Source organism: Mycobacteriales bacterium, assembly GCA_035533475.1.
In the GTDB taxonomy this organism is placed as follows: Bacteria; Actinomycetota; Actinomycetes; order DATLTS01; family DATLTS01; genus DATLTS01.
Map to the genome: position 1 here is coordinate 50,786 of DATLTS010000015.1, position 21,822 is coordinate 72,607.

Annotated in this window: 18 protein-coding genes and 1 pseudogene; 13 read left to right on the plus strand and 6 right to left on the minus strand. The window is 71.8% G+C overall.

Annotated features, from left to right (window positions below; genetic code table 11):
- The first annotated feature begins 8 nt into the window (after window positions 1-8).
- Window positions 9-1,106 carry a hypothetical protein gene (locus VNG13_02480; protein ID HVA59387.1) on the plus strand — a complete coding sequence of 366 codons (1,098 nt, stop codon included), beginning with the start codon at window positions 9-11 and terminating at the stop codon, window positions 1,104-1,106.
- Window positions 1,107-1,223: 117 nt separating this feature from the next.
- Here the strand turns inward: VNG13_02480 and VNG13_02485 are convergent, their stop codons facing one another.
- Window positions 1,224-1,397 carry a CsbD family protein gene (locus VNG13_02485; GenBank protein ID HVA59388.1) on the minus strand — a complete coding sequence of 58 codons (174 nt, stop codon included), beginning with the start codon at window positions 1,395-1,397 and terminating at the stop codon, window positions 1,224-1,226.
- A gap of 162 nt (window positions 1,398-1,559) precedes the next feature.
- Here VNG13_02485 and moeZ point away from each other — a divergent pair, with 162 nt between their 5' ends.
- From moeZ to VNG13_02510, 5 genes are read left to right on the plus strand one after another with little or no spacing between them, the layout of a single operon-like run.
- Window positions 1,560-2,735, plus strand: a complete 1,176-nt coding sequence (moeZ, locus tag VNG13_02490; GenBank protein ID HVA59389.1) for an adenylyltransferase/sulfurtransferase MoeZ — start codon at window positions 1,560-1,562, stop codon at window positions 2,733-2,735.
- Window positions 2,736-2,739: 4 nt separating this feature from the next.
- On the plus strand, window positions 2,740-2,970 hold the full coding sequence (locus VNG13_02495; protein HVA59390.1) for a hypothetical protein: 231 nt from the start codon (window positions 2,740-2,742) through the stop codon (window positions 2,968-2,970).
- A gap of 10 nt (window positions 2,971-2,980) precedes the next feature.
- Entirely contained in the window at window positions 2,981-3,343 is a 363-nt protein-coding gene (locus tag VNG13_02500; GenBank protein ID HVA59391.1) for an MGMT family protein, read from the plus strand.
- Between the two features lie 4 nt (window positions 3,344-3,347).
- Window positions 3,348-3,740 carry a DUF2237 domain-containing protein gene (locus VNG13_02505; GenBank protein HVA59392.1) on the plus strand — a complete coding sequence of 131 codons (393 nt, stop codon included), beginning with the start codon at window positions 3,348-3,350 and terminating at the stop codon, window positions 3,738-3,740.
- Window positions 3,741-3,795: 55 nt separating this feature from the next.
- Window positions 3,796-4,332 (plus strand): DUF1697 domain-containing protein, encoded by a 537-nt coding sequence (locus VNG13_02510; protein ID HVA59393.1) that lies wholly within the window; start codon window positions 3,796-3,798, stop codon window positions 4,330-4,332.
- A 3-nt stretch (window positions 4,333-4,335) separates the two neighbouring features.
- Here VNG13_02510 and VNG13_02515 read toward each other — a convergent pair whose 3' ends face one another.
- Window positions 4,336-4,638, minus strand: a complete 303-nt coding sequence (locus tag VNG13_02515) for a HigA family addiction module antitoxin (protein ID HVA59394.1) — start codon at window positions 4,636-4,638, stop codon at window positions 4,336-4,338.
- Window positions 4,639-4,647: 9 nt separating this feature from the next.
- A pseudogene (locus VNG13_02520) lies at window positions 4,648-4,797 on the minus strand (type II toxin-antitoxin system RelE/ParE family toxin).
- A gap of 68 nt (window positions 4,798-4,865) precedes the next feature.
- Here VNG13_02520 and VNG13_02525 point away from each other — a divergent pair.
- From VNG13_02525 to nudC, 3 genes are read left to right on the plus strand one after another with little or no spacing between them, the layout of a single operon-like run.
- Complete coding sequence (locus VNG13_02525) at window positions 4,866-8,039, plus strand: ATP-dependent DNA helicase (protein HVA59395.1); 3,174 nt, start codon at window positions 4,866-4,868, stop codon at window positions 8,037-8,039.
- Window positions 8,036-11,179: an ATP-dependent DNA helicase gene (locus VNG13_02530; GenBank protein ID HVA59396.1), complete on the plus strand. Its 3,144-nt coding sequence runs from the start codon at window positions 8,036-8,038 to the stop codon at window positions 11,177-11,179. The genes VNG13_02525 and VNG13_02530 overlap by 4 nt, the downstream gene beginning before the upstream one ends.
- Window positions 11,180-11,200: 21 nt before the next feature.
- On the plus strand, window positions 11,201-12,058 hold the full coding sequence (gene nudC, locus VNG13_02535) for an NAD(+) diphosphatase (protein HVA59397.1): 858 nt from the start codon (window positions 11,201-11,203) through the stop codon (window positions 12,056-12,058).
- A 12-nt stretch (window positions 12,059-12,070) separates the two neighbouring features.
- Here nudC and VNG13_02540 read toward each other — a convergent pair whose 3' ends face one another.
- Window positions 12,071-12,313: a mycoredoxin gene (locus tag VNG13_02540; protein HVA59398.1), complete on the minus strand. Its 243-nt coding sequence runs from the start codon at window positions 12,311-12,313 to the stop codon at window positions 12,071-12,073.
- 72 nt (window positions 12,314-12,385) lie between these two features.
- Between VNG13_02540 and VNG13_02545 the strand changes: the two genes are divergently transcribed.
- From VNG13_02545 to VNG13_02560, 4 genes are all read left to right on the plus strand, one after another.
- A complete protein-coding gene (locus tag VNG13_02545) occupies window positions 12,386-14,437 on the plus strand; it encodes an ATP-dependent DNA helicase UvrD2 (GenBank protein ID HVA59399.1) in 2,052 nt (683 codons plus the stop codon).
- Window positions 14,438-14,440: 3 nt separating this feature from the next.
- Entirely contained in the window at window positions 14,441-15,295 is an 855-nt protein-coding gene (tesB, locus tag VNG13_02550; protein ID HVA59400.1) for an acyl-CoA thioesterase II, read from the plus strand.
- A 387-nt stretch (window positions 15,296-15,682) separates the two neighbouring features.
- Window positions 15,683-15,952, plus strand: a complete 270-nt coding sequence (locus VNG13_02555) for a WhiB family transcriptional regulator (GenBank protein ID HVA59401.1) — start codon at window positions 15,683-15,685, stop codon at window positions 15,950-15,952.
- 71 nt (window positions 15,953-16,023) lie between these two features.
- On the plus strand, window positions 16,024-17,493 hold the full coding sequence (locus VNG13_02560; GenBank protein ID HVA59402.1) for an alkaline phosphatase family protein: 1,470 nt from the start codon (window positions 16,024-16,026) through the stop codon (window positions 17,491-17,493).
- A 1,747-nt stretch (window positions 17,494-19,240) separates the two neighbouring features.
- On the opposite strand, the gene VNG13_02565 is transcribed toward VNG13_02560, so the two are convergent.
- Together VNG13_02565 and VNG13_02570 are read right to left on the minus strand one after the other, a co-directional pair.
- Complete coding sequence (locus VNG13_02565; protein HVA59403.1) at window positions 19,241-20,485, minus strand: PP2C family protein-serine/threonine phosphatase; 1,245 nt, start codon at window positions 20,483-20,485, stop codon at window positions 19,241-19,243.
- Window positions 20,486-21,326: 841 nt separating this feature from the next.
- The gene (locus VNG13_02570; GenBank protein ID HVA59404.1) at window positions 21,327-21,704 is read right to left on the minus strand and encodes a nuclear transport factor 2 family protein; all 378 of its coding nucleotides are present in this window, start codon (window positions 21,702-21,704) and stop codon (window positions 21,327-21,329) included.
- Window positions 21,705-21,822: the final 118 nt, after the last annotated feature.

Below are 21,822 nucleotides of genomic sequence, written 5' to 3' on the forward strand. Positions count from 1 at the left end.
AGCAGGCCGTGACCGACTTCGGACCTGGGGGGGCGCCGTTCACCGACCCCCCCGCGGAGGCACCTGCCGGCTCGCCGATGGCTGAGCGGATGCAGCAACTGCTCTCGCGTGCAGTCGAGGACCAGATCTCCGAGCAGCGCCAGTTGGCCGTCATCGTCGGCGAGATCCGCGGGTTGTTGGCCCGGCTGCCCGAGGAACTGCGGATCGCCGCCGGCGGGGCACTTATCCAGCAGACGCAGCAGACCCAGCAGGCCGTCGCGGCGGTAGCGGCCGTCACCTCCCGGGTGGAGGAACTCGGCGGCCAACTCACCCACCTCGCGTCCGCCGACGCGGTGGCGCTGCTTGCCGCGCGGATCGACGAGCTCGGGGTTCGAGTCGACCGATTGGCCGGCGGCGAGCTCCTGACCGCTGTCCTCGACCGGCTCGACACCCTGTCCGGCAGATTCGACGGGGTCCACGGTCGACTGGAGGGAATCCCCGGCGAGGTCGCCGGGTCGGTGCGCAATGAATTCGGCCCGGTCCTCGACCGGCTCAGCCGGGTCCAGCGCGGGCTCGCCGACGGCGAGACCCGGATCGCGGCTCGGGTGGATGAGGCGGTCCTCGCCCTGGCTGACGCGCTGCTCCGCAGACGGTCCCGGCCGGCCGGCTCCGGCAAAGCCGCGGCGGAGCCGCCCGGGCCGGTCGAACTGCCGGTCGAACCGCCGGTCGAGCCGCCGGTGGTCGAACCGCCCGGGCCGGCCGAGCCTCAGGTGGCCGAACCTCCGGTGGTCGAACCGCCGGCCGAACCGCCCGTGGCCGAACCGCCCGGGCCGGCCGAACCGCCGGTGGCCGAACCCATCGATGCAGTGACACGCACCGACGAGCGTTTGCTCGACGACGCGGACGCCGACCCCGAACCGGCGCCGTTCACCGGTCATCTGCTCCAGGACGAGCCGGCTGATGCCGCGCCCAGTCCGGAGTCGACCAGACACCCATGGTCCTACCCCGAGTCCGGTCCGGATTCTGTCGCGCCGCCGGTCAATGCGGCGCAAGCGGCGGCAGAGAGCCCGGCCGAGCAGTCGGACGAACCGCGCCGACGGCGGCCCTGGTGGCGTCCGGGGGACTGACGGAAGGCCGCCGGAAGGCTGACGCAGAGGCAGGCGGACAGGTAGCCGGACAGGTAGGCCGGACAGGCCGCGGGCCGGACCGCCCCCGTGGCCGGCCTGGCCCGCAGCCTCGCGCGGTCAGGACTTGAACGCGTCCTTGACTTTCTCGCCGGCTTGCTTGAGGTTTCCGGCGACCTGGTCACCCTTGCCCTCTGCCTGCCACTGATCGTTGCCGGTGGCCTTGCCGACCTTGCGCTTCGCGTCGCCCTTGAGTTCCTGCGCCTTGTTCGAGAGCTTGTCGGCCGCGCCCATCTCGTCTCCTCGGTTCGTGGTGCTTCCGCCACCTGGTTACTGCCCGCGGCGCGCCCGGCGAAACGGAACAATCGCGCGGTGGCGAGGGTTTCCCCCTCGCGAGGGCGGTCTGCCAGGCTGTCCCCAAACGCTGTCTACGAACGCTGTCTACGAACGAGGTGCATCGTGGCGTTGCCGCCGCTGGTCGAGCCGGCCGCAGACCTGACCACGGATGAGATCCGGCGCTATTCCCGGCATCTGATCATTCCGGACGTCGCGATGGACGGTCAGAAGCGGCTCAAGCACGCCAGGGTGCTCGCGGTCGGGGCCGGGGGGCTCGGCTCGCCGACCCTCATGTACCTGGCGGCGGCCGGTGTCGGCACCCTGGGCGTCGTCGACTTCGACGTCGTGGACGAGTCGAACTTGCAGCGTCAGGTGATCCACGGGCAGTCCGACATCGGGCGGTCAAAGGCCCAGTCGGCACGCGACTCGATCCGTGAGATCAACCCGCTGATCGACGTTGTCCTGCACGAGCAGCGGCTCGATTCCTCGAATGTCATGGAGATCTTCGCCGGCTACGACCTAATCGTCGACGGTACCGACAACTTCGCGACTCGCTACCTCGTGAACGACGCCTGCGTGCTGCTCGGGAAGCCTTACGTGTGGGGATCGATCTACCGGTTCGACGGGCAGGCGTCGGTGTTCTGGGCCGAGCATGGCCCGTGTTACCGCTGCCTCTACCCGGAGCCGCCGCCGCCGGGGATGGTGCCCTCCTGCGCGGAAGGCGGCGTTCTGGGCGTGCTCTGCGCGTCGATCGGCTCGATCCAGACCACCGAAGCGATCAAGCTGCTCACCGGGATCGGCGAGCCCCTGGTGGGCCGGCTGATGATCTACGACGCGCTGGAGATGACCTACCGCACCCTGCGCGTGCGTAAGGACCCGGAGTGCCCGTTGTGCGGGAAGAACCCGACGATCACGGAGCTGATCGACTACGACGCCTTCTGCGGCGTCGTGTCCGAGGAGGCGCAGCGCGCCGCGAGCGGATCGACGGTCACCGCGGCCGAGCTCAAGCAGATGTTCGACGACGGGGAGCGGTTCCTGCTCGTCGACGTCCGGGAGCCGGCCGAGTACGAGATCGTCCGGATCCCCGGGTCGGTGCTGATCCCCAAGGGCGAGCTCGCCGGTCGGCTCTCCGAGCTGCCGCAGGACCGGCCGGTGGTCCTGTACTGCAAGACCGGGGTGCGGTCCGCCGAGGCACTGGCCATGCTCAAATCCGCCGGCTTCGCCACGGCGACGCACGTGCAGGGTGGCGTCACGGCCTGGGCCCAGCAGGTGGATCGCAGCCTGCCGATCTACTAGACGCATGAAGCTCGGACGGCGGCTGGCAACCCTCGACCGCGCCGTGTTCGGTGCCCCGCCCCCGTCCCGGCGATGGAGCCGCCGGGAGGCGCTGAACCGGCTCTGGGCGCCGGTCCTCGGCAGCGTGCTGCTCGGGATCTGGGCTGTGTTCGTTCATCCGCTGGTGGTGCTGCTAGCCGGTTGGGTGGTGGTGTCGGTGCTTGTCGCGGTGAAGGCCCGGGGCGATGAAGAATGAGCGATCGAGGATGAACGCTGACCGGTCGCGAACCGCCCTCGGCGACTTTGCCTGCCACGTGCTCGACGTCGTCGATCTCATCCCGGCCGGGCGGGTGATGAGCTACCGGGATGTCGCGGACTACCTGGGGCGGGGGTCCGCCCGGGCCGTCGGTTCGGTGTTGGCTCGAAACGGCGCCGAGGTTTGCTGGCACCGGGTGGTCATGGCCGACGGCCGGCCGGCCCCGCACAAGGATGCCGAGCAGCTGCGCCGGTTGCGCGGCGACCGGACCCCTTTGACCGGTGACGGCCGTCGGGTCGACATGGCCCGCGCCCGCTGGGACGGGGCCGGTCCGGTTCGCCCGACGGAGCGGCGGCCCCGGATGCGAGGCTGATCCGGTGACCGGAGACCGGAACGTGCTCGGCGGGCCCCTGGAACCGTGTGGCACGGACCCGGTGACCGGCTTCTACCGCGACGGCTGCTGCACCTCCGGGCCGGAGGACTTCGGAAGCCACACCGTGTGCGCCGTGCTGTCGAGCGAGTTTCTCGCCCACCAGCAGGAGACCGGGAACGACCTGATCACGCCGAGGCCCGAGTACCGGTTTCCCGGCCTGCGGCCAGGCGACCGTTGGTGCGTCGTAGCGACCCGCTGGCTGGAGGCCTACCAGGCCGGCGTCGCGGCGCCAGTGGTGCTGGCTGCAACCAACATCCGGGCGACGGACCTGGTGCCGCTGGAGATCCTGCGTCGGCACGCGGTCGACGTCCCTGCCGACCCCAGCTCGCTCGGCTGACCCTGGCTGCCCCGCAACGCCGCCCCGGTGACCTGACCTCATCGAAGGGAGAGCCGTGTCCGCGTGTGCCGTCCTGCTTCGTGGCATCAACGTCGGCAGGCACAACCGGCTGTCGATGGGTGAGCTGCGCTCGGTACTCGAGGCGGTCGGCGCAAGAGCGGTGGGCACATACCTTCAGAGTGGGAATGCAGTCGTCGAAGCGGAGCCGAACGGACTGGCCGCCCGGATCGAGGACGAGCTGCGCCGTCGGCTCGGTCTCGAGGTCCGGGTGCTCGTGCGGACCGCAGCGGAGCTCGGGGCGGTCGTCAAGGCGAATCCCTTCCCCGGACGCGTCGCCACCCCGAAGCAGTTGCACGTGGCCTTCCTCGAGGCGCCGGCGCCTGCGGAGGTGGTGCGGGCGGTGGGGACGACCCACGGGGCCGACGAGTACGCGGTCGGGGATCGCGTGCTCTACCTGTCATTCGCGGCCACATCGCACGATTCGCCTCTTAACGAGGCCCTTCGCCGGCTCGGGGTCGTGATGACGGCTCGGAACTGGACGACGGTGACCCGGCTGCTGGAGCTCGCGGAAGGGATCGCCGGCGGCCCCTGAGCTTCAGGCGCCGCGCAGCGGGCGGATCTCGGCGAGGGCGGGTGCCAGCCGGTCACGTTCGACTTCGAGGTCATACCGGCTCTGCAGGTTGATCCAGAACCGTTCCGAGGTGTCGAAGTAGCGGGCCAGCCGCAAGGCGGTATCGGCGCTGATCCGTCGCGTTCCGTGCACGATCTCGTTGATCCGCCGAGGAGGGACGCCGATGGCGACGGCGAGCTTGTGCTGGGTGACTCCGAGGGGAGCGAGGTACTCCTCGGCGAGGACCTCGCCCGGATGAATGGGGGCGATCGACGTGCTGGCGCTCATGGGATCTCCTCAGTGGTAATCAACGATCTCGACGTCTTCTGCGCCGGCGGTGGTCCAGCGGAAGCAGATGCGCCACTGCTGGTTCACCCTGATGCCGTACTGGCCGGCTCGGTCGCCAGCCAGCTTCTCCAATCGGTTGCCCGGCGGGACCCTGGTCTCGCAGCCGGCCGAAGGCGCCGAGCTGAGCGGTCGGCGGAATTGTCGTGGGCGCGTGGTCGAATGCCGGGATGCAAAGCCCGAACGACCCCGCGGTCCGGCTGGTTCGGCCGCCTCCCGGCAGGCGGCGGGCCCCGCCGGTTCTCGACCGCGACCAGCAGGTGGTGGTCGACCATCACGGCGGCCCGCTGCTCGTCCTCGCCGGTCCGGGCACCGGGAAGACGACCACCCTCGTTGAAGCCGTCGTCGAACGTGTGCATCGGGGCACGGCACCGGACCAGATCCTCGTTCTCACTTTCAGTCGTGCGGCAGCCGGCCAGCTGCGCGAGCGGATCGCGGCCCGGCTCGACGTCGTGTCCCGGCAACCGCTGGCGATGACCTTCCACGGCTATGCCTACGCGCTGTGCCGGCGGGAGGCACCCCGGCTCGGGCAACCGGCGCCGCGGTTGCTGAGCGGACCGGAGACCGACCTCACGTTCCGCCGGCTGCTCGCCGGCGAGGCCGAGGACGGGGGGCACGACTGGCCGGTCGAGCTGCGGCCGGCGTTGCGGACCCGCGGATTCGCCCGCGAGCTGGCCGACCTCGTCGCCCGGGCTCGCGAGCGGGGGCTCGACGGCGCCGAGCTGGCATCGATGGGTGCTCGTGTCGGGCGCGTGGAGTGGATCGCGGTCGGCCGGTTCTGGCAGCGCGCGGCCGACGTGGCGGCGCTCGACCCGACCGGTCCGGCGCTCGACTACGCCGGCCTTGTCCGGCGCGCGGCCGACCTCCTCGAGGACCCCGAGATCGGCGGGGCCGAGCGGGGGGCCCGGCGCGCCGTCTTCGTCGACGAGTACCAGGACACCGATCCCGCCCAGGAAAGGCTGCTGGCAAGCCTGGCGGGTGGGGGCCGCGACCTTGTCGTAGTCGGCGACCCCGACCAGGCGATCTACGGCTTCCGGGGGGCGGACGTCGGCGGCCTGCTCGGATTTCCGGACCGGTTCCGTACCGTCGGCGGAGCCCCGGCGCCGGTCCGCGCGCTGATGACCAGCCGCCGCTGCGCGGGTGACCTGCTCTCGGCTTCTCGTCGGCTGGCGGCCCGGCTGCCGGCCGCCCCCGGTCGCGGGCACCGGGCCCTCACCGCTGCCGCCGGCATCCCGGACGGCTCGGTCGAGGTCCTCCGCGCGGCCAGCCGGGCCCAGGAGGCAACCCTCGTCGCGGACACGCTGCGCCGGGCGCGTTTGGTCGACGGCGTGCCCTGGTCCCGGATGGCGGTTCTCGTGCGCTCGGCGGTGCGGAGCCTGCCCACCCTGCGTCGTGCGCTGGCCGCCGCGGGGGTCCCCACGACCGTCGTGGGCGACGAGATCCCGTTGATCGGAGAGCCGGTGGTTCGCCACCTGCTGCTTCTGCTCCGCGCTGCGCTGGCGCCGGCCAGCCTCGACGAGGACATCGCGGTCGAGTTGCTCAGCGGACCACTGGGCCGCGGCGATCCGTTGGCCGTGCGGCGGTTGCGCCGCGCACTGCTGGCCGCAGAGCCACCGGGGGGCCGCCGGCGGCCGTCCGGCGACCTGCTGGTCGAGGCGATGCGCCCAGCCGGCGATCTCGGGCTCATCGACCCGTCGGTCGCCCGCCCGGCGCAACGGATCGCCGATCTGATGACCGGCGCCCGCGCGGCCGCCGCCGGCGGGAACGCGGAGGACGTGCTCTGGGCGGTCTGGTCGGCATCCGGGCTCGCCGGCCGCTGGGAGCGCGCGGCCGTGGCCGGTGGCGCGACCGGCCGGCTGGCCGACCGGGCGCTCGACGCGGTCGTCGCACTGTTCGACGTGGCCGGGCGGTTCGTCGACCGGCTACCGGGGGCCGGGCCACTGGTGTTCCTCGACGACCTCGCCGCTCAGGAGATCCCGGCGGACACCCTCGCCGAGCGGGCGCCCGCCGACGACTCGGTTCGGCTGCTCTCCGCGCACCGGGCCAAGGGCCTCGAATGGGATGTGGTCGTGGTTGCCGGCGTGCAGGAGGGCAGCTGGCCGGACCAGCGGGTCACCGGCAGCCTGCTCGGCATCGCGGACCTCGTCGATGCCCTCGCCGACCGGCCGACGACGCCGGCGAGCGCCGCGGCCGCCGCGCTCGCCGAGGAGCGCCGGCTGTTCTACGTGGCGGTCACCCGGTCCCGGCGGCGCCTCGTGGTGACCGCGGTATCGAGCGACGAGGAGCAGGACGAGCGGCCGTCCCGGTTCCTCGACGAGCTCGTCGGCGAATCCCCGGCCGACCCGCCGGCGCGGGCGGCGCGGATGCTCTCGTTGCCGGCGCTCGTCGCGGAGCTGCGCGCGCACCTGCTCGACGGGTCGGTCCCCGAGCCGGTCCGCGCCGCCGCCGCGGTCGAGCTGGCCCGGCTGGCGGTCGCCGGCGTGCCGGGCGCGCACCCGGACGGCTGGTACGCCCTGACCGAGCTTTCCGACCCGGGCCCGATCACCGACCCGGACGCGCCCGTCGCGGTGAGCCCCTCCGCGGTCGAGGGTTTCGAGCGGTGCGCGCTGCGCTGGTTCCTGGAGCGGTCCGCTGGCGCGTCCAGCCCACCGGGGGCGGCGCAGACCGTCGGCAGCATCGTGCACGCGCTGGCCGCGATCGTCGGCGCCGCCGAGCTGAACGGCGAGGCGGTCGACGAGGCCCAGCTCATCGGCCGCCTCGACGCGATCTGGCCCGGCCTCGACCTGGGGGGCGTCTGGTTCTCCCGCAAGCAGCGCGATGCCGCTGCACTGGCGCTCCGGAGGTTTCTCGGCTGGGCCGCGACCAACCCGCGGATGCTGGTGGCGGTCGAGCAGGGGTTCCGGGTCGAGTCCGGTCGGGCCGTGGTCTCCGGACGGGTCGACCGGCTCGAGCGGGACGACGCGGGGCGGGCAGTCGTGATCGACCTCAAGACCGGCAGCGCGCGGGTGGGGGAGGCGGTGTTGCCGACGAATCCGCAGCTCGGGGTCTACCAGCTGGCCGTTGCGCTGGGCGCGTTCGCCGACGTCGGGTTGGCCGAACCCGGCGGGGCCGCGCTGGTCCAGCTCGGCCGCGCCGCGAACAAGGCCGGGGCCCGGGAGCAGGCCCAGGTCGCGCTGGCCGACGCCGAGGACCCGGACTGGGCCGCCAGGTTGCTCGACCGCGTGGTGCTCGGGATGTCCGGGGCCGAGTTCCCGGCCACCGTCGGCGCGGACTGCCGCAACTGCCCGGTGCAGGGCAGCTGCCCGGCCCAGCCGTCCGGGCGCCAGGTCGGGACGGGGCGTTGACCCCCGTCGATCTGGCCCGTCGGCTCGGCTGGGAGCTGCCGACCGCCGAGCAGGCTGCGGTCATAGCCGCTCCGTTGGAGCCGCTGCTCGTCGTCGCCGGAGCCGGTTCGGGGAAGACGGCGACGATGGCCGCCCGGGTGATCTGGCTGGTCGCCACCGGTCAGGTCCGCCCGGACCAGATCCTCGGCTTGACGTTCACCCGCAAGGCCGCCGCCGAGCTCGCGGTCCGGTTGCGTCGCCGGCTGGCTCAGCTGCGGGCCGCCGACCCGGTAGCCGTCGGCGAGGAGGAGCCCACCGTCTCGACCTACCACTCCTATGCCGCCCGACTTCTCGGCGACCATGCGCTGCGGGACGCCCGGGAGCCCACCGCGCGATTGGCCAGCCCGGCGGCCTGCTGGCAGCTGGCCGGCCGGGTCGTCGCCGAATACGACGGCCCGATGGATGCCGTCCCGTGGGGCCCGCCGGCGGTGATCGCCGCGGTGCTGAGCCTGGCGGGGGACATCAGCGAACACCTGTGCTCCGTGGAGGAGGTCCGCGCGCATGCCGACGGGTTGGCGGCGGCGGCCCAAACCGTGCCCGGGCCGGTGCCGGCGGCGGTCCGGGCGCTGCTCGACACGGCGGAGACCCGGGTCGCCCTGTTGCCGCTCGTCGCCGCCTACAACCGACGCAAAGCCGAGCGGGAGGTCCTCGACCACGGGGACCAGGTCGCGTTCGCCGCCCGGATCGCCGAGCGCCACCCCGCGGTCGGGCGGGCCGAGCGCGATCGGTACCCCGTGGTGCTGCTCGACGAGTACCAGGACACCGGACATGCGCAACGGGGCCTGCTCCGGGCGCTGTTCGGAGCCGGCCACCCGGTCACCGCCGTGGGCGACCCATGCCAGTCGATCTACGGCTGGCGGGGGGCGAGCGCCGGTGGGCTGCGCCGGTTCCGCACCGATTTCCCCGCCCGGGACGGGTCCCCCGCGCAGCTGCGGCAGCTAGCCACCAGCTTCCGCAACGGCGAGCGCATCCTGGCCGTCGCCAACCGGCTTTCCGCGCCGCTGCGCGCGGAAGGTCTCGAGGTGCCCGAACTGGTCCCGGCTCCGGGCGGACGGGGGCGGGGCGACGTGGTTGCCGCGTGGCACCGCAGCGCCGCCGACGAGGCCGGCTGGCTGGCCGGGCAGATCGGCGACCTCCTGGCGTCCGCGGAGCGCCGGCCGGCCGACATCGCCGTCCTCGTGCGCCGCCGGACCCAGATGCCGCGACTGCGGGAGGCCCTGGAAGCGGTCGGGGTGCCGGTCGAGGTGGTCGGTCTCGGCGGCCTGCTCCAGGTCCCCGAGGTTGCCGACATCGTCGCGACGCTGAAGGTCGTTGCCGACCCGGGCGAAGGTGCCGGGCTGGTCCGGTTGCTGACCGGGCCACGCTGGCGGCTCGGCCCGCGCGACCTGACGGCGCTCGCCCGGCGCGCCCGGCGGCTCCGGGCGCCGGCCGATCCGGCGGGTGACGCGCTGCTCGACGCGGTCGCCGGCACCGACGACGCGGGCCGCGGCAGCCTGGTCGACGCCGTCGACGATCCGGGTCCGGCCGAGGCGTACTCGCCGACCGGGTATCGCCGGATCGAGGCTGTGCGTGCGGAGCTGCGTACCCTGCGCGGCCAGCTCGACCTGCCCCTGCCCGAGCTCGTCGCCGAGATCGCCCGCGCCTTGGGTCTGGCGGTCGAGCTGGCCGGGCGTCCCGGTGTCGACCCGGCGGCCGCGCTGGCCGACCTCGACGCTTTCGTCGACGCGGCAGCCGGTTTCGCCGGGGACAGTGACCTGCCGACCGTGCGGTCGTTCCTCGGATACCTCGCGGCTGCCGACGAGCACGAGTTCGGCCTCGAGCCGGCCCGGGTCGGCAGCAGCGACTCGGTGAAGCTGCTCACCGTGCATGCCGCGAAGGGCTTGGAGTGGCCGGTCGTCGTGCTGCCCGGCCTGGGCGCCGGGATTTTCCCGGCGAGGCCGCTGGTCACCAGTTCCTGGGCGGCCAATGCCCGGGTGCTGCCCTTCGCGCTCCGCGGCGACGGCGCGGACCTGCCTCAACTCGCCGCCCCCGACGCGGCGGAGCTGAGCCGGCTCGCCGGGGCGGTCGCCGCCCGCGAGGCCCTGGAGGAGCGACGGCTCGGCTACGTGGCGGTGACCCGGGCCGCCGAGCAGCTGATCTGCACCGGTTTCGTCTGGGGCGACGGCAAGACGCCGCGGGTGCCGTCCCCCTTCCTCGTCGAGGTCGTCGAGGCCGGTGCCTCCGTGGCGGTGTGGGTCGACCCCCCGGAGCCCGGCGAGGCCAACCCGCTGCACGCCGACCCGCGCCCGGTGCCTTGGCCGGTGCCGGTCTCCGGCCCGGATCTCGAGGTGGTCCGGGCCGGCGCCGAGCGGGTCCGGCGCCAGCTCGCCGCCGGGGGCCCGCGGCCAGGGGTGCCGGCCCCCGGCGGGGTGCCGGCGAGCTGGCGGGCCGAGGCCGACCTGCTGCTCGCCGAGCGGGCCGCCGCCGGCCGGGGGCCGGCGAACCTCGACGTGCTGCTGCCCGGGCATCTGTCGGTCTCCGCCCTGGTCGAACTCGGCCGGGACCCGGCACGGCTGGCGAGGTCCATCCGCCGGCCGCTGCCCCGCCAGCCAGCGCCGGCCGCCCGGCGCGGCACGGCGTTTCACACCTGGTTGGAAGCGGTGTTCGGGCAGGCCGAGCTGCTGGATCTCGACGACCTCCCGGGCGCCGCCGACGCGGACGCCGCCGGCGATGCGCGACTCGGCGAGCTCCAGGACGCGTTCCGGCGCAGCCACTGGTGGGGCCGCAGCCCGCACGCGGTCGAGGTGGCGTTCGAGATGCGCGTGGCCGGCGTGCAGGTGCGGGGTCGGATCGATGCCGTGTACGCGGAGGCGGACGGGCGCTGGTCCGTCGTCGACTGGAAGACCGGTGCGCCGCCGCCCACCGCGGCCGAGGCGTCCGCCGCCGCCGTGCAACTCGCCGCCTATCGGCTGGCCTGGTCCGGGCTGGCCGGGGTGGCACCGGAAGCGGTCCGGGCCGCCTTCCACTATGTGAGTACCGGCCTGACCTGCTGGCTCGACGACATGCCCGGGGCGGCGGACCTGGGCGCCGCCGTCGAGGCGCTTCCGGTGGCCGCCGGCTGACCGGACATAGGCTCGCCGACCGTGGACCTACCCGCCTTCGGCACCGGAGAGATGGACCGGGCGGCGAACCGTCGCGAGGATCAGGGGTGGTTGGCCGAACGCTGGGCCGATCCGACGAGCCGGGTGCTGGTACTGGACGACGCCCTTCGCGTGACGGTCGAGGACACCCCGGACGGAGCCCGACTGGTGCTCAGCCCGCCGGTCGGCCTGGCGATGACGGCGCTGCTCGGTGTGGATGCCACCGGCGTGGCGTACTTCAGCGCCAGCGGCGATCCGCCGCGCCGGTTGGACACCCGGCTGGCCGGCCTGCGAGACGTCGCGACCTCGCTCGACGCCCGCGAGGCGCACCTGCTGGTCACCGCCGTCGCCCTGGCCAACTGGCACGCCAGCCATCCATGTTGCCCACGCTGCGGGGCGCCGACGATCGCGGCGGCGGCGGGCTTCGCCCGGCGGTGCCCGGCCGATGAGAGCCTGCACTTCCCGCGCACCGACCCGGCCGTGATCATGCTGGTGAGCGACGGGGATCGGCGCTGTCTACTCGGGCGACGGCCCGACTGGCCGCCGGGCCGGTTCTCCACGCTGGCCGGTTTCGTCGAACCGGGGGAGACCGCCGAGCAGGCGGTGGTCCGCGAGGTGCGCGAGGAGGTCGGCCTCGCGGTGCGCGACGTCCGCTACGCGGCGAGCCAGCCATGGCCGTTCCCGGCCAGCCTGATGCTCGGTTTCACCGCGATCGGTGCGGCCGAGCCGCCGGTGCTCGCCGATGCCGAACTCGAGGAAGCCGCCTGGTTCGACCGTGCGCAGTTGCTGGGCGGGGAGGTGCAGCTTCCGCCGCCGATCTCGATCGCCCGCCGGCTGATCGACGGCTGGCTGCGGCCGTGATCGGGTGGCGGATCAGCCGCGCAGGGCCGCGGTGAGCTCGGTGACGCTCGGGTTGCTCAGCGCGGTCCCGTCCGGAAGGAGCACCGTCGGCACGGTCTGGTTGCCGCCGTTGACCGACATGACGAACTCGGCGGCATTTGGATCACGGTCGATGTCGACCTCCGCGAACGAGATCCCGGCCCGCTCCAGGTGCCGCTTGAGCCGGGTGCAGTACCCGCACCACGGCGTGCTGTAGAGCGTCAGCTGGCCGGACACCGAACCTCCATCAGGAAAGACTGCCGTGGTCAACACCGTGGGGCCCGTGGTCGTTCCCCGCGGACTGGCAGGATGCCCGTAATGACCCCCGAGGACGTGCTCGCCGCGCTGGACCCCGAGCAGCGGACGGCCGTCGAGGCGATCCGCGGGCCGGTCTGCATCCTCGCCGGCGCCGGAACCGGGAAGACCCGGACGATCACCCACCGGATCGCCTACGGGGCGCTGATCGGGGCCGCACCCGCCGAACAGGTCCTCGCGGTTACCTTCACCACCCGGGCGGCGAGTGAACTGCGCACCCGGCTGCGCGGCCTCGGGGTCGGCCAGGTCGCCGCCCGGACCTTCCACGCCGCCGCCCTCGCACAGCTCAAGTACTTCTGGCCACGAATCGTCGGCGGTGGTTTCCCGGAGATCGTCGAGAGCAAGCTGAGGCTCGTCGGGGCTGCGGCCGCGCGGGCGCGGGTGACACCCGGCAGTGCCGAGCTCAAGGACCTGGCCGCGGAAATCGAGTGGGCGAAATCCACGCTTTCCGGTCCGGACGGGTACCCGGCGGCGGCCGCTGCCGCCCGCCGGAGCCCGCCGCTGCCCGCCCCCAAGGTGGCCGAGGTCTACACCGCCTACGAAGCGCTCAAGGGCGAACGCGGGCTGCTCGACTTCGAGGATCTGCTGCTCGTCACGGCGGTCGCCCTGGAGGATCACGGGGACGTCGCGGCGGAGGTCCGAGCCCGCTACCGGTACTTCGTCGTCGATGAATACCAGGACGTCACCCCGGTACAGCAGCGTCTGCTCAACGCCTGGCTCGGTGGTCGCGAGGAGCTCTGCGTGGTCGGCGACGCGAGCCAGACCATCTACTCCTTCACCGGGGCGTCGGCCAACCACCTGCTGGATTTCCCGCGGCGCCATCCCCAGGCAACCGTCGTGCGGTTGGTCCGCGACTACCGGTCGACGCCGCAGGTCGTCAGCCTCGCCCGGTCGGTGCTCGCGGACGCGCCGAGCCGCCTCGAGCTCGTCGCGCAGCGGCCGGCCGGCGCCGCACCCGTGTTCCGAGAGTTCGCGGACGAGCCCGCCGAGGCCGAGGGGGTGGCCCGCCGCTGTCGGGAGTTGATCGACGCCGGAACGCGACCCGACGAGATTGCGGTGCTCTATCGGATCAACGCGCAGTCGGCCGCGTACGAAGCCGCGCTCGCCGGGCACGGCATCGCGTATCTGGTCCGCGGGGGTGAGCGCTTCTTCGACCGACCGGAGATCCGCCAGGCGATCGGCCTGCTCCGCGGCGCGGCTCGGTCTGACGGCGGCGGGGGGGACCTGGTGGCCGGGGTGAGCGATGTTCTCAGCGCGACCGGCTGGACAGCCACGGCACCGGACGGTCCCGGTGCGGTCCGTGAACGCTGGGAGTCGGTTCGGGCCCTGCTCGGCCTGGCCGAAGAGCTGGCGGCCGGGAACCCGCGGGCCGACCTGGCTGACCTCGTCGCCGAACTTGCCGAGCGCACCGCCGCCCAACATCCGCCGATCGTCGCGGGGGTCACCCTGGGCTCGCTGCACTCCGCGAAAGGCCTCGAATGGGATGCGGTCTTCCTCGTCGGGCTGGTCGACGGGGTGCTACCCATCACCTACGCGGTGACCGAGGAACAGATCGCCGAGGAGCGCCGGCTGCTCTACGTCGGCATCACCCGGGCCCGACAGCACATCTGGCTGTCCTGGGCCGGTTCACGAGTCCCGGGCGGTCGCCGGGGGCGGTCCCCGAGTCGGTTCCTGGACGGCCTGACTCCTGGCGGCACCGGACCGCCGGTCGGCCGGCCCGGACGTGGTCCGCGTCCCGGACCGGTGATGTGCCGGGTGTGCGGGAAGCCGGTACGGGCGCCGGTCGAGCGCACGCTCGGTCGCTGTGCCGGCTGCCCCGGCAGCCTGGACGAGGGGCTGTTCGACCGGTTGAAGGCCTGGCGTCTCGACGCGGCCCGGACCCTGGGCCAGCCGGCCTACTGCGTGTTCACCGACGCGACCCTCACCGCGATCGCCGAACAGAAGCCGGCGACGACGGAGGCGCTCGAGGCGATCCCGGGGGTCGGCGCGACCAAGCTCACCAAGTTCGGGCCGGCGGTTCTCGACCTCGTCGCTGCCGCAGGCTGAGCGATGACGGCCGCCCTGGATGCATTGGTCGCGTTGCTCGATCTCGAGCAGATCGAGCTCGACATCTTCCGCGGCACGGGGCCCGCGGAGGCCCGGCCGCGGGTCTTCGGGGGCCAGGTGGCGGGGCAGGCCCTGGTTGCGGCCGGTCGTACCGTGCCGGCCGACCGACCGGTGCATTCCCTGCACGCCTACTTCCTGCGCCCCGGCGATCCGGCGACCCCGATCGTCTACGAGGTCGACCGGCTGCGTGACGGCCGGTCCTTCACGACCCGGCGGGTGGTGGCGGTCCAGCACGGCCAGCCGATCTTCAACCTCTCCGCGTCGTTCCACCATCACGAGCCGGGGATCGAGCACCAGGTGAAGATGCCGACCGTGGCAGACCCGGAGACGTTGCCGACCATGCGTGAGCGCCTCGCGCCCTACCGGGACCGTTTCCCCACCTGGTGGGACCGACCGCGCCCGATCGACATCCGTTACGTCGGTCAACCGCCCTGGGCCCCCCGCTCCGCCGACGACCGGGAGCCGGTCAGCCAGGTCTGGATGCGGGCCGACGGGACGTTGCCCGACAACCCGCTGCTGCACGTCTGCGCCGTGACCTACGCGAGCGATATGACGCTGCTCGACTCGGCGCTCATCGCGCACGGGCTGTCGCTGGACCAACCCAACGTTCAGGTGGCCAGTCTCGACCACGCGATGTGGTTCCATCGCCCGTTCCGGGCCGATGACTGGCTGCTCTACTCGCAGTCGTCGCCGTCCGCGTCCGGCGCGCGCGGGCTGGCGCAGGGTCAGTTGTTTGCCAGAGACGGTCGGCTCGTCGTCTCGGTGGTGCAGGAGGGGCTGCTCCGGGTCACGGGATGATCACGACTTGCTGCGGGACCGGGTAATTCCATTGCCGGACACGGGTGGCGACGGCTACCCTGCGGGCGATATCCGGGTGATCCCGATCAGGAGCGACGGAGGTGACGGAATGCGGCTGAGCATCACGCCGACGGCGTCCGCACCTGGCGTCGCGCCGGCCGTTGCGCCCCACTGGGTCTTCGATCCGGCAGGGGCACTCGGCATGTCGGGCATCGGGAAGGCGCGGCTCAGCGCCAACCGCAATGCCGACGCCCAGCCGGCTCCGTGCCCCTCGAGGCCGCCGATCTGACAGCGATGTCACGACCGGCACCTCGAGGCCGCGGAACCCGTCCGGGATCCGCGGCCTTCGTTTTTGTCCGATACCAGGTCCACGAGGAGGTGGCACCGATGCAGGACACCGCGTTCGACGTTGTCGCCGAGCCGGCTCTTCCCTGCTGGGACGTCGACCCCGATCTGTTTTTCGCCGAGTCCCCGGCTGACGTCGAGTTCGCCAAGGCGGTGTGTGGCGACTGCCCGTTGCGTCCGGCATGTCTGGCCGGGGCCCTCGAGCGGCGTGAGCCGTGGGGGGTCTGGGGGGGCGAGCTGCTCGTCGGCGGCGTTGTCGTCGCGCGCAAGCGACCGCGCGGGCGGCCACGCAAGAACGACGTGGCCGCGTGACCTGACCTCTCCCCGCCCCGCACGGCGGGGAGAGGTCAGGCCCGAGGGCGCACTAGGGTCGCACCGTGCCGATGCCTGACCGAGACGTGTCCTCGGTCCGCGTGTCCGGCAGGTCTGCCAACCTCGAGCGGGCGGTCGAGGCGCTCTGCGCGGAGCAGTTGGCAGGCATCGTCGATCTGGTCGCATACCCCGAGCCTGGGGCGGTCGTCGTCGCCAACTCCGATGGCGCCAGCCGGCTGTTCCCGGACGGCACCGTGGCCGAGCGGCTCTGGGGCGCCGATCCCGTGGCCGCCCAGGACCCGCTGGCCTTCGCCACGATCGAGGGCGAGCGGGCCGATCCGTCGCCGCCGAATTCCCGCAACTCCTACCCGCATGCGGCGGTCCGGCTGCATTCGCTGTTCGCCGACCCGCGCGCGCCGGACATCGCGGTCGTGCATACCGGGCGCCATTTCTGGCCCGAGCGCGGCGGTCACCTCGGCGAGCACGGGTCCCTCGGGGTCGTGCAGTCTCGGGCGCCGCTGCTGCTGTCCGGCCCGGGCATCGCGGGGCGCGGTCTGCTTTCCAGGGCAGCCAGGGTGGTCGACATCGCCCCCACCATGGCCTGGCTGTCCGGCGTCGATCTGGACCGGCTCAGCGAGCTGGACGGATCGGCTCTGGTTGACCTTGCCGAGCGTGGCGCCCCGCGGGTCGTCGGATTGCTATGGGATGGCGCCAACAGCAACAGCCTGCTGGAGTTGGCCGGCTCCGGGGAATTGCCCGCGGTCGCCCGCTTGCTCGAGTCTGGATGCGCGCTCGCCGGCGGCGCGGTCGCCGAGTTTCCGAGCGTGACCCTGGTCAACCACACGTCGGCACTTACCGGCGTCGGCCCTGGCCGGCACGGCATCGTGCACAACGCCTACTTCGACCGGGCACTCGACGAGCGCGTGGTACCGAACGATTCCGGAAACTGGCATCGCGCGATGGACTGGCTACGGCCCGGCGTGAGCACTGTTTTCGAGTGGGTCGACGGGCCGACCGCCTGCGTGAACGACCCGGTGGATCGGGGCGCCGACTATTCGACATTCGGTCTGATCCGCGACAGTCGGGAGTCCGGTGGGGCGAACGCCTTCCGCTCCTCCCTACCCGACCCGAGGGAGGACCGGCACGCGACGCAGGAGTTCGTCGCCGACGGTGACTACGCATGGTCGACCCAGGTGGACGCAGCCGGGCTGTCTCAGATGCTCGGGCTGTGGGCCACGTTTGCGGCGGCGCCGCGGCTGACCTGGTGGAACACGACCCTCACCGACACCGGGCACCACAACGGTGGCCCGCATTCCCGGTCGGCGCACGCCGCGCTGCGCGATGCCGACCGTCGGCTCGGTGCGTTCCTCGACCACCTGGACAGGGTCGGCGGCATGGACGACACCGTGTTCCTGCTCACCGCGGATCACGGCTCGGAGGGCGCCGACCCGTCCTGCCGCGGTGACTGGGACGAGGCGCTTCGGGAGGCCGGCATCGCGTTCCGCGACGAGGCCTACGGCTTCCTCTACCTGGGGGTCTGACGGGCGCTCGTTTCGGCCGGATCTGTCTTCTGACCTGGGCTTTTCCTTGATCCGCAGGTGTCCGAACGACACCGCTGTAGTCCGCAATTTCGCGGACTTTCTGCTGACTGACCAAGATCATCGAGGCGCACGGGCCCAATCTGCTCGTCCCTGCAGATGCGCCACCGCCCCTGGCCGGGGTTGTGTTCATCGACGTGGAGGTCTGCGCCCAATGCGGGCTGGGGGATGCTGATCGCGTGGACGTGGAGACGCCGGCCGATTGCCCATTCGCGCTGCGGCGTGCCGCCATGTGGCAGCGGTGGGAGTCATTGACCTTCCTGCATTGGCGCTATCCGGCCGGTGTAGTGCAGCAGTTGCTCCCGGCTGAGCTGACTGTGGAGGAGCATGGGTCCGCTGCCTGGGTCGGACTCGTCCCGTTCACGATGACTGTGTCGTTGCCACACGTGTCTGCTCCGCCGTGGCTTGGGAGATTCGCGGAGACCAACGTCCGAACGTATGTGCGTGATTCCGCGGGTCGATCTGGGGTCTGGTTCTTCTCGTTGGACGCTGCTCGACTGGCCGCGGTCGTTGTCGCTCGAACCGCGTTCCGATTGCCCTACTTCTGGTCGTCTATGAGTGTTGGGCGCGATGCTGACATCGTCGAGTACGCCATGCGACGGCGAGCGCCTGGATCATCGGCGGAGTCGAAGGTGGTCCTTCGTGTGGGGAAGGCGTACGCGAGTCATGAGCTCGGTGCCCTTGACCATTTCTTGACAGCGCGGTACCGGGTCTTTTCGAAGGGTCGAAAGAAGTTGCGGTTCGTCGAAGCAGAACACCGATCGTGGCCTCTTCGTCGCGGAGAGGTGATCGCGCTGCAGGACTCGCTCATCACATCCGCGGGACTGCCTGTGCCGAGTGGCGACCCCGTCGTGCACTTCTCGGACGGCGTCAAAGTGCGTCTCGGGCTGCCTCAACGGGTGTCCCGCTGATTCCCCGACTGCCGAAACCGTGAACGTCCCGTGGCGTGGCGTGGTGGGGTCTGGGGTAGCGAGACGTGCTGCTTCTTCGCCTCCGCCGACAACAGCCCAACTGTTCCGACCATGGATGCCGCAAGCTGATCACGGCCAAACCCTGTCAGGCGCGCCCTTGCCGGCGCGTAGCCTAGCCCAGGTGAGGGGACTGTTGGTTTTCGACGGAGACTGCGCCTTCTGTACTAGCGCGGTGGCCTTCTCGCATCGCTGGGTGAACACTGACACCGAGGCGGTCCCGTGGCAGCTGGCAGACCTTGCCTCGTTCGGTCTCAGCCAGCAGAGTTGTGCGCAGGCCGTGCAATACCGAGATCGCGGAGGACGATGGTCATCGGCCGGCCGAGCAGTTACGGCACTATTGCGAGACGCCCGAGCGCCCTGGTCCTGGCTCGGCCGGCTCGCGGCGTTACCCGGCCTGGTCTGGGTCGTCGATCGCAGCTATGCCTTCGTCGCGAACAACCGGTACAGGCTCCCGGGAGGTACTCCGGCCTGCCGGCTGCCGGAAGCTCCGCCCAGCCCGTAGTTCAGTAATGGCAGAGCCGTCGGTTCTCCGAACAGCAGCAGTGGGGGACGTTCGCGGGATGCCAGGTTGCTAGTGCGGCGCCTCCAGGTACAGCCGAGGCGCCGCGATGGGCGGGCGATCACGGCAGCGAGCCGTAGTCGACGAACTAGCCGGCTCCGGTGTCGGCTGAGTGCCGATCGCCGAGGTTCTCGCAGGTGATCCCGGGCGGGTGGATCGTCTAGTGGAAGTCGACGAGGAACGCGGTGGTGTCGTCGCTGAGGACGCCATGATGGTCCAGAACGGTATGGGAGAGCTGGCGGACCATCTCCGTCGTGCCGAGCTGAATTTGGGACTGCGCCTCAAGCAGTGCGACCAGGCGTTCCTCGCCGAAGTCTTCGCCGCCGGGGCGATGGGCGTCGACCACGCCGTCGGTGATGCAGAAGACTCGATCGCCGGGTTCGAGGATGTCGTTGGCGACCTCGGCCAGGCCGCCCCCGAGTCCGGCGGGCAGCGTGGGCTTGCACGCGAGCGGACCGACGACCTTGCCGTCGCGCACCAATAGCGGCAGCGGGTGCCCCATGTTGATCCGGGTCAACTTCCCAGTGACCAAGTCGAGGCGCCCGAGGAGGCAAGTGACGAATGCCTCGCCGCGGCCTCTGCTGGCGATGGCCGCGTCCAGCGCCTGGCAGGTGGCGGGGAGGTCGCGGCCGGAGCGTCGGCTGTTCCGATAGCTGCTCACGGCGAGGTGCGCGAGCTGGCTGGACTCCAAACCGTGGCCCATCGCGTCGAAGACCGCGAAGTCGAGGGTGTCGCCGTTGACGGCATAGTCGAAGCAGTCGCCCCCGACTTCATAGGCAGGCTGGATCAGTCCCGCCACGGACACTCGCCCGCTGTCGAGACTCAGCGGTGGCAGTAACTGCCATTGGATTTCTGCTGCCAGGCTGATGCTCTGGCTGCGTTGCAGGATGGTGTAGCCGTCGGTGCACTGGCCCCGGGTCACAAGCAGCGCGGCGACGACACCGGCGAGGCTTTCCGCCAGCGCGCGAGCCTCCTCGTCCACTGGCGAAACAGTGAGAGCCAACACCCCCAGCCGGGTGGCCCCGGCGACAACAACATTCCACAACTGGACGCCGAGGTTGGTCCGCTCCTCGAGCTGGCGACCCGTGGTGAACGCGTTCCCTCCGATGGACGTGTCCATGTCCAGCGACGCGGTCTCGGTGGACCCAACAATTGGCACGAGGCGACGCTGCTCGTAGTCGGTCAGGTACACCGACAGGTCCCGCATCCCGAAGCCTCGCACCCGGGACGCGAGGAAAGACCCGAGCGCGTCCGGCGCGGCTCGGCGGGACTCGTGCAGCAGAGCCGCGACATGGGCGTATGTCCCCGACGCGCCGGAGCCGCTGTGCACGGGCGACATGATCGGATCTTCGCCGCGCATGCCGATCAAATCTGGAGCGGCCGGGGCGGCGACGCCGTCTGGCACCTGGTCTCTCCCTCATTCGAGGGCCCAACGACGCGCAACCGGGGACCGGGGCGACGTGCCGGGAAGGCCACATGCGGAATGGTGAATTCAGCCAATGCCGCACTCTACCGCAGGCGGCGAGGAGTAGACGGACCGCACGACCGTCCCTCGGTGTCGCCGTCGAGGGCGCCAAGCCCACCCTCAGGGTGTGGCACGCGCCGGCAGCCGGACCCCTTCTGGGCAGCGCGGATGAGGCCAGACCCGGCGTCCTGGGCCGCCCCTAACCCGGCCCGGCGCAGAAGCACCCGCCGGCGAGGGTCGCGAACATTGGTTTCCGTCCGCGTGCCGACGTTCGATCCCGTCGATGTCGGGTATATCAAGTGCATGATCACCATATTGCTCATCGTCTTGCTGGTGCTTGTCCTGACCGGGGGTATCGGGGTTCGCCGTCGAGGCCGTCGTGGCGGTCGTTGGATCTGACCGCGGACGACCTGCGCCGGGGCGGGGTCGGCAACAACAGCGGAACCCGGCTCCTTCGCCACCGAGCCGGCCGCTGGCGAAGGAGAGGTGCATCGTGTCCGACAAGCCGTCCCCGCAAGCTGGTCTTCGAGGTTGGTGGGGTCGCCGCGGGCGACGTCAACTCGGGCTCGTCGACGAGGCGCTATCGGCCGAGGCATCGCTCCGCTCGACGGGAGAAGATCCCCGGGCTAAGCCGGGCCTGGACAGCGCCATCGAAAGGCCGGAAACCGAATGGAACGGTGACTGAGGTCCCTTCGTGCCGGTAGAGATTCGCCCGCGCTGGGTCACGGCTGCCGGGGCACGAACACGGCCACCGAACGCGCGGGCATTTCTTGCCGGCTGTTCAACCGAACAGGGGCCCGGGGTGGCTAGCTCCCGTGTGGACATCCAAGCCACTGAATGACTTGCCGGCTCGGGATGCCGTGCTGGTGACCAGAGCGACGGCGTGCTCGTCGTTGGCCAGAATGTCGTGCACCTCGATCTTCGCCGTGCCCCCGCTGAGCTCCATGAGTTTGCCGAAGAACCCGAAGACCTGATCGCGCCCCTTGTACTCGCCGGAGATCGGGCTGCGCCCGGCGGTGCGCCACACGACCTCATCCGCGAGCAACTCAGTGAGGACGTCCATGTCGCCTGTGCTGTAGGCGGCGTCCCCTTGCGCGCAAGCTCGACGTTCGGGTGTTCGGCCACGACTGCCTCCTTGGTGCAGACGGCACGCTGTCAATTCGCGCGGTAGTCGCTACGGCGGCCACGGTCGAGCCATCGCCGGCGCGACCGCCATCCCGGGGGTCGCCGCCGACCGGACTGTCCCACGCCGGCTGGTGTGCGCCACGATGGCTGGA

What these genes read in the sequence shown, in the direction of transcription:
- VNG13_02485 (HVA59388.1), bottom strand. Translation starts at nt 1,397, where the DNA reads ATGGGCGCGGCCGACAAGCTCTCGAACAAGGCGCAGGAACTCAAGGGC.
- VNG13_02495 (HVA59390.1), top strand. Translation starts at nt 2,740, where the DNA reads ATGAAGCTCGGACGGCGGCTGGCAACCCTCGACCGCGCCGTGTTCGGT.
- VNG13_02500 (HVA59391.1), top strand. Translation starts at nt 2,981, where the DNA reads ATGAACGCTGACCGGTCGCGAACCGCCCTCGGCGACTTTGCCTGCCAC.
- VNG13_02515 (HVA59394.1), bottom strand. Translation starts at nt 4,638, where the DNA reads ATGAGCGCCAGCACGTCGATCGCCCCCATTCATCCGGGCGAGGTCCTC.
- VNG13_02525 (HVA59395.1), top strand. Translation starts at nt 4,866, where the DNA reads ATGCAAAGCCCGAACGACCCCGCGGTCCGGCTGGTTCGGCCGCCTCCC.
- VNG13_02545 (HVA59399.1), top strand. Translation starts at nt 12,386, where the DNA reads ATGCCCGTAATGACCCCCGAGGACGTGCTCGCCGCGCTGGACCCCGAG.
- tesB (HVA59400.1), top strand. Translation starts at nt 14,441, where the DNA reads ATGACGGCCGCCCTGGATGCATTGGTCGCGTTGCTCGATCTCGAGCAG.
- VNG13_02555 (HVA59401.1), top strand. Translation starts at nt 15,683, where the DNA reads ATGCAGGACACCGCGTTCGACGTTGTCGCCGAGCCGGCTCTTCCCTGC.
- VNG13_02560 (HVA59402.1), top strand. Translation starts at nt 16,024, where the DNA reads ATGCCTGACCGAGACGTGTCCTCGGTCCGCGTGTCCGGCAGGTCTGCC.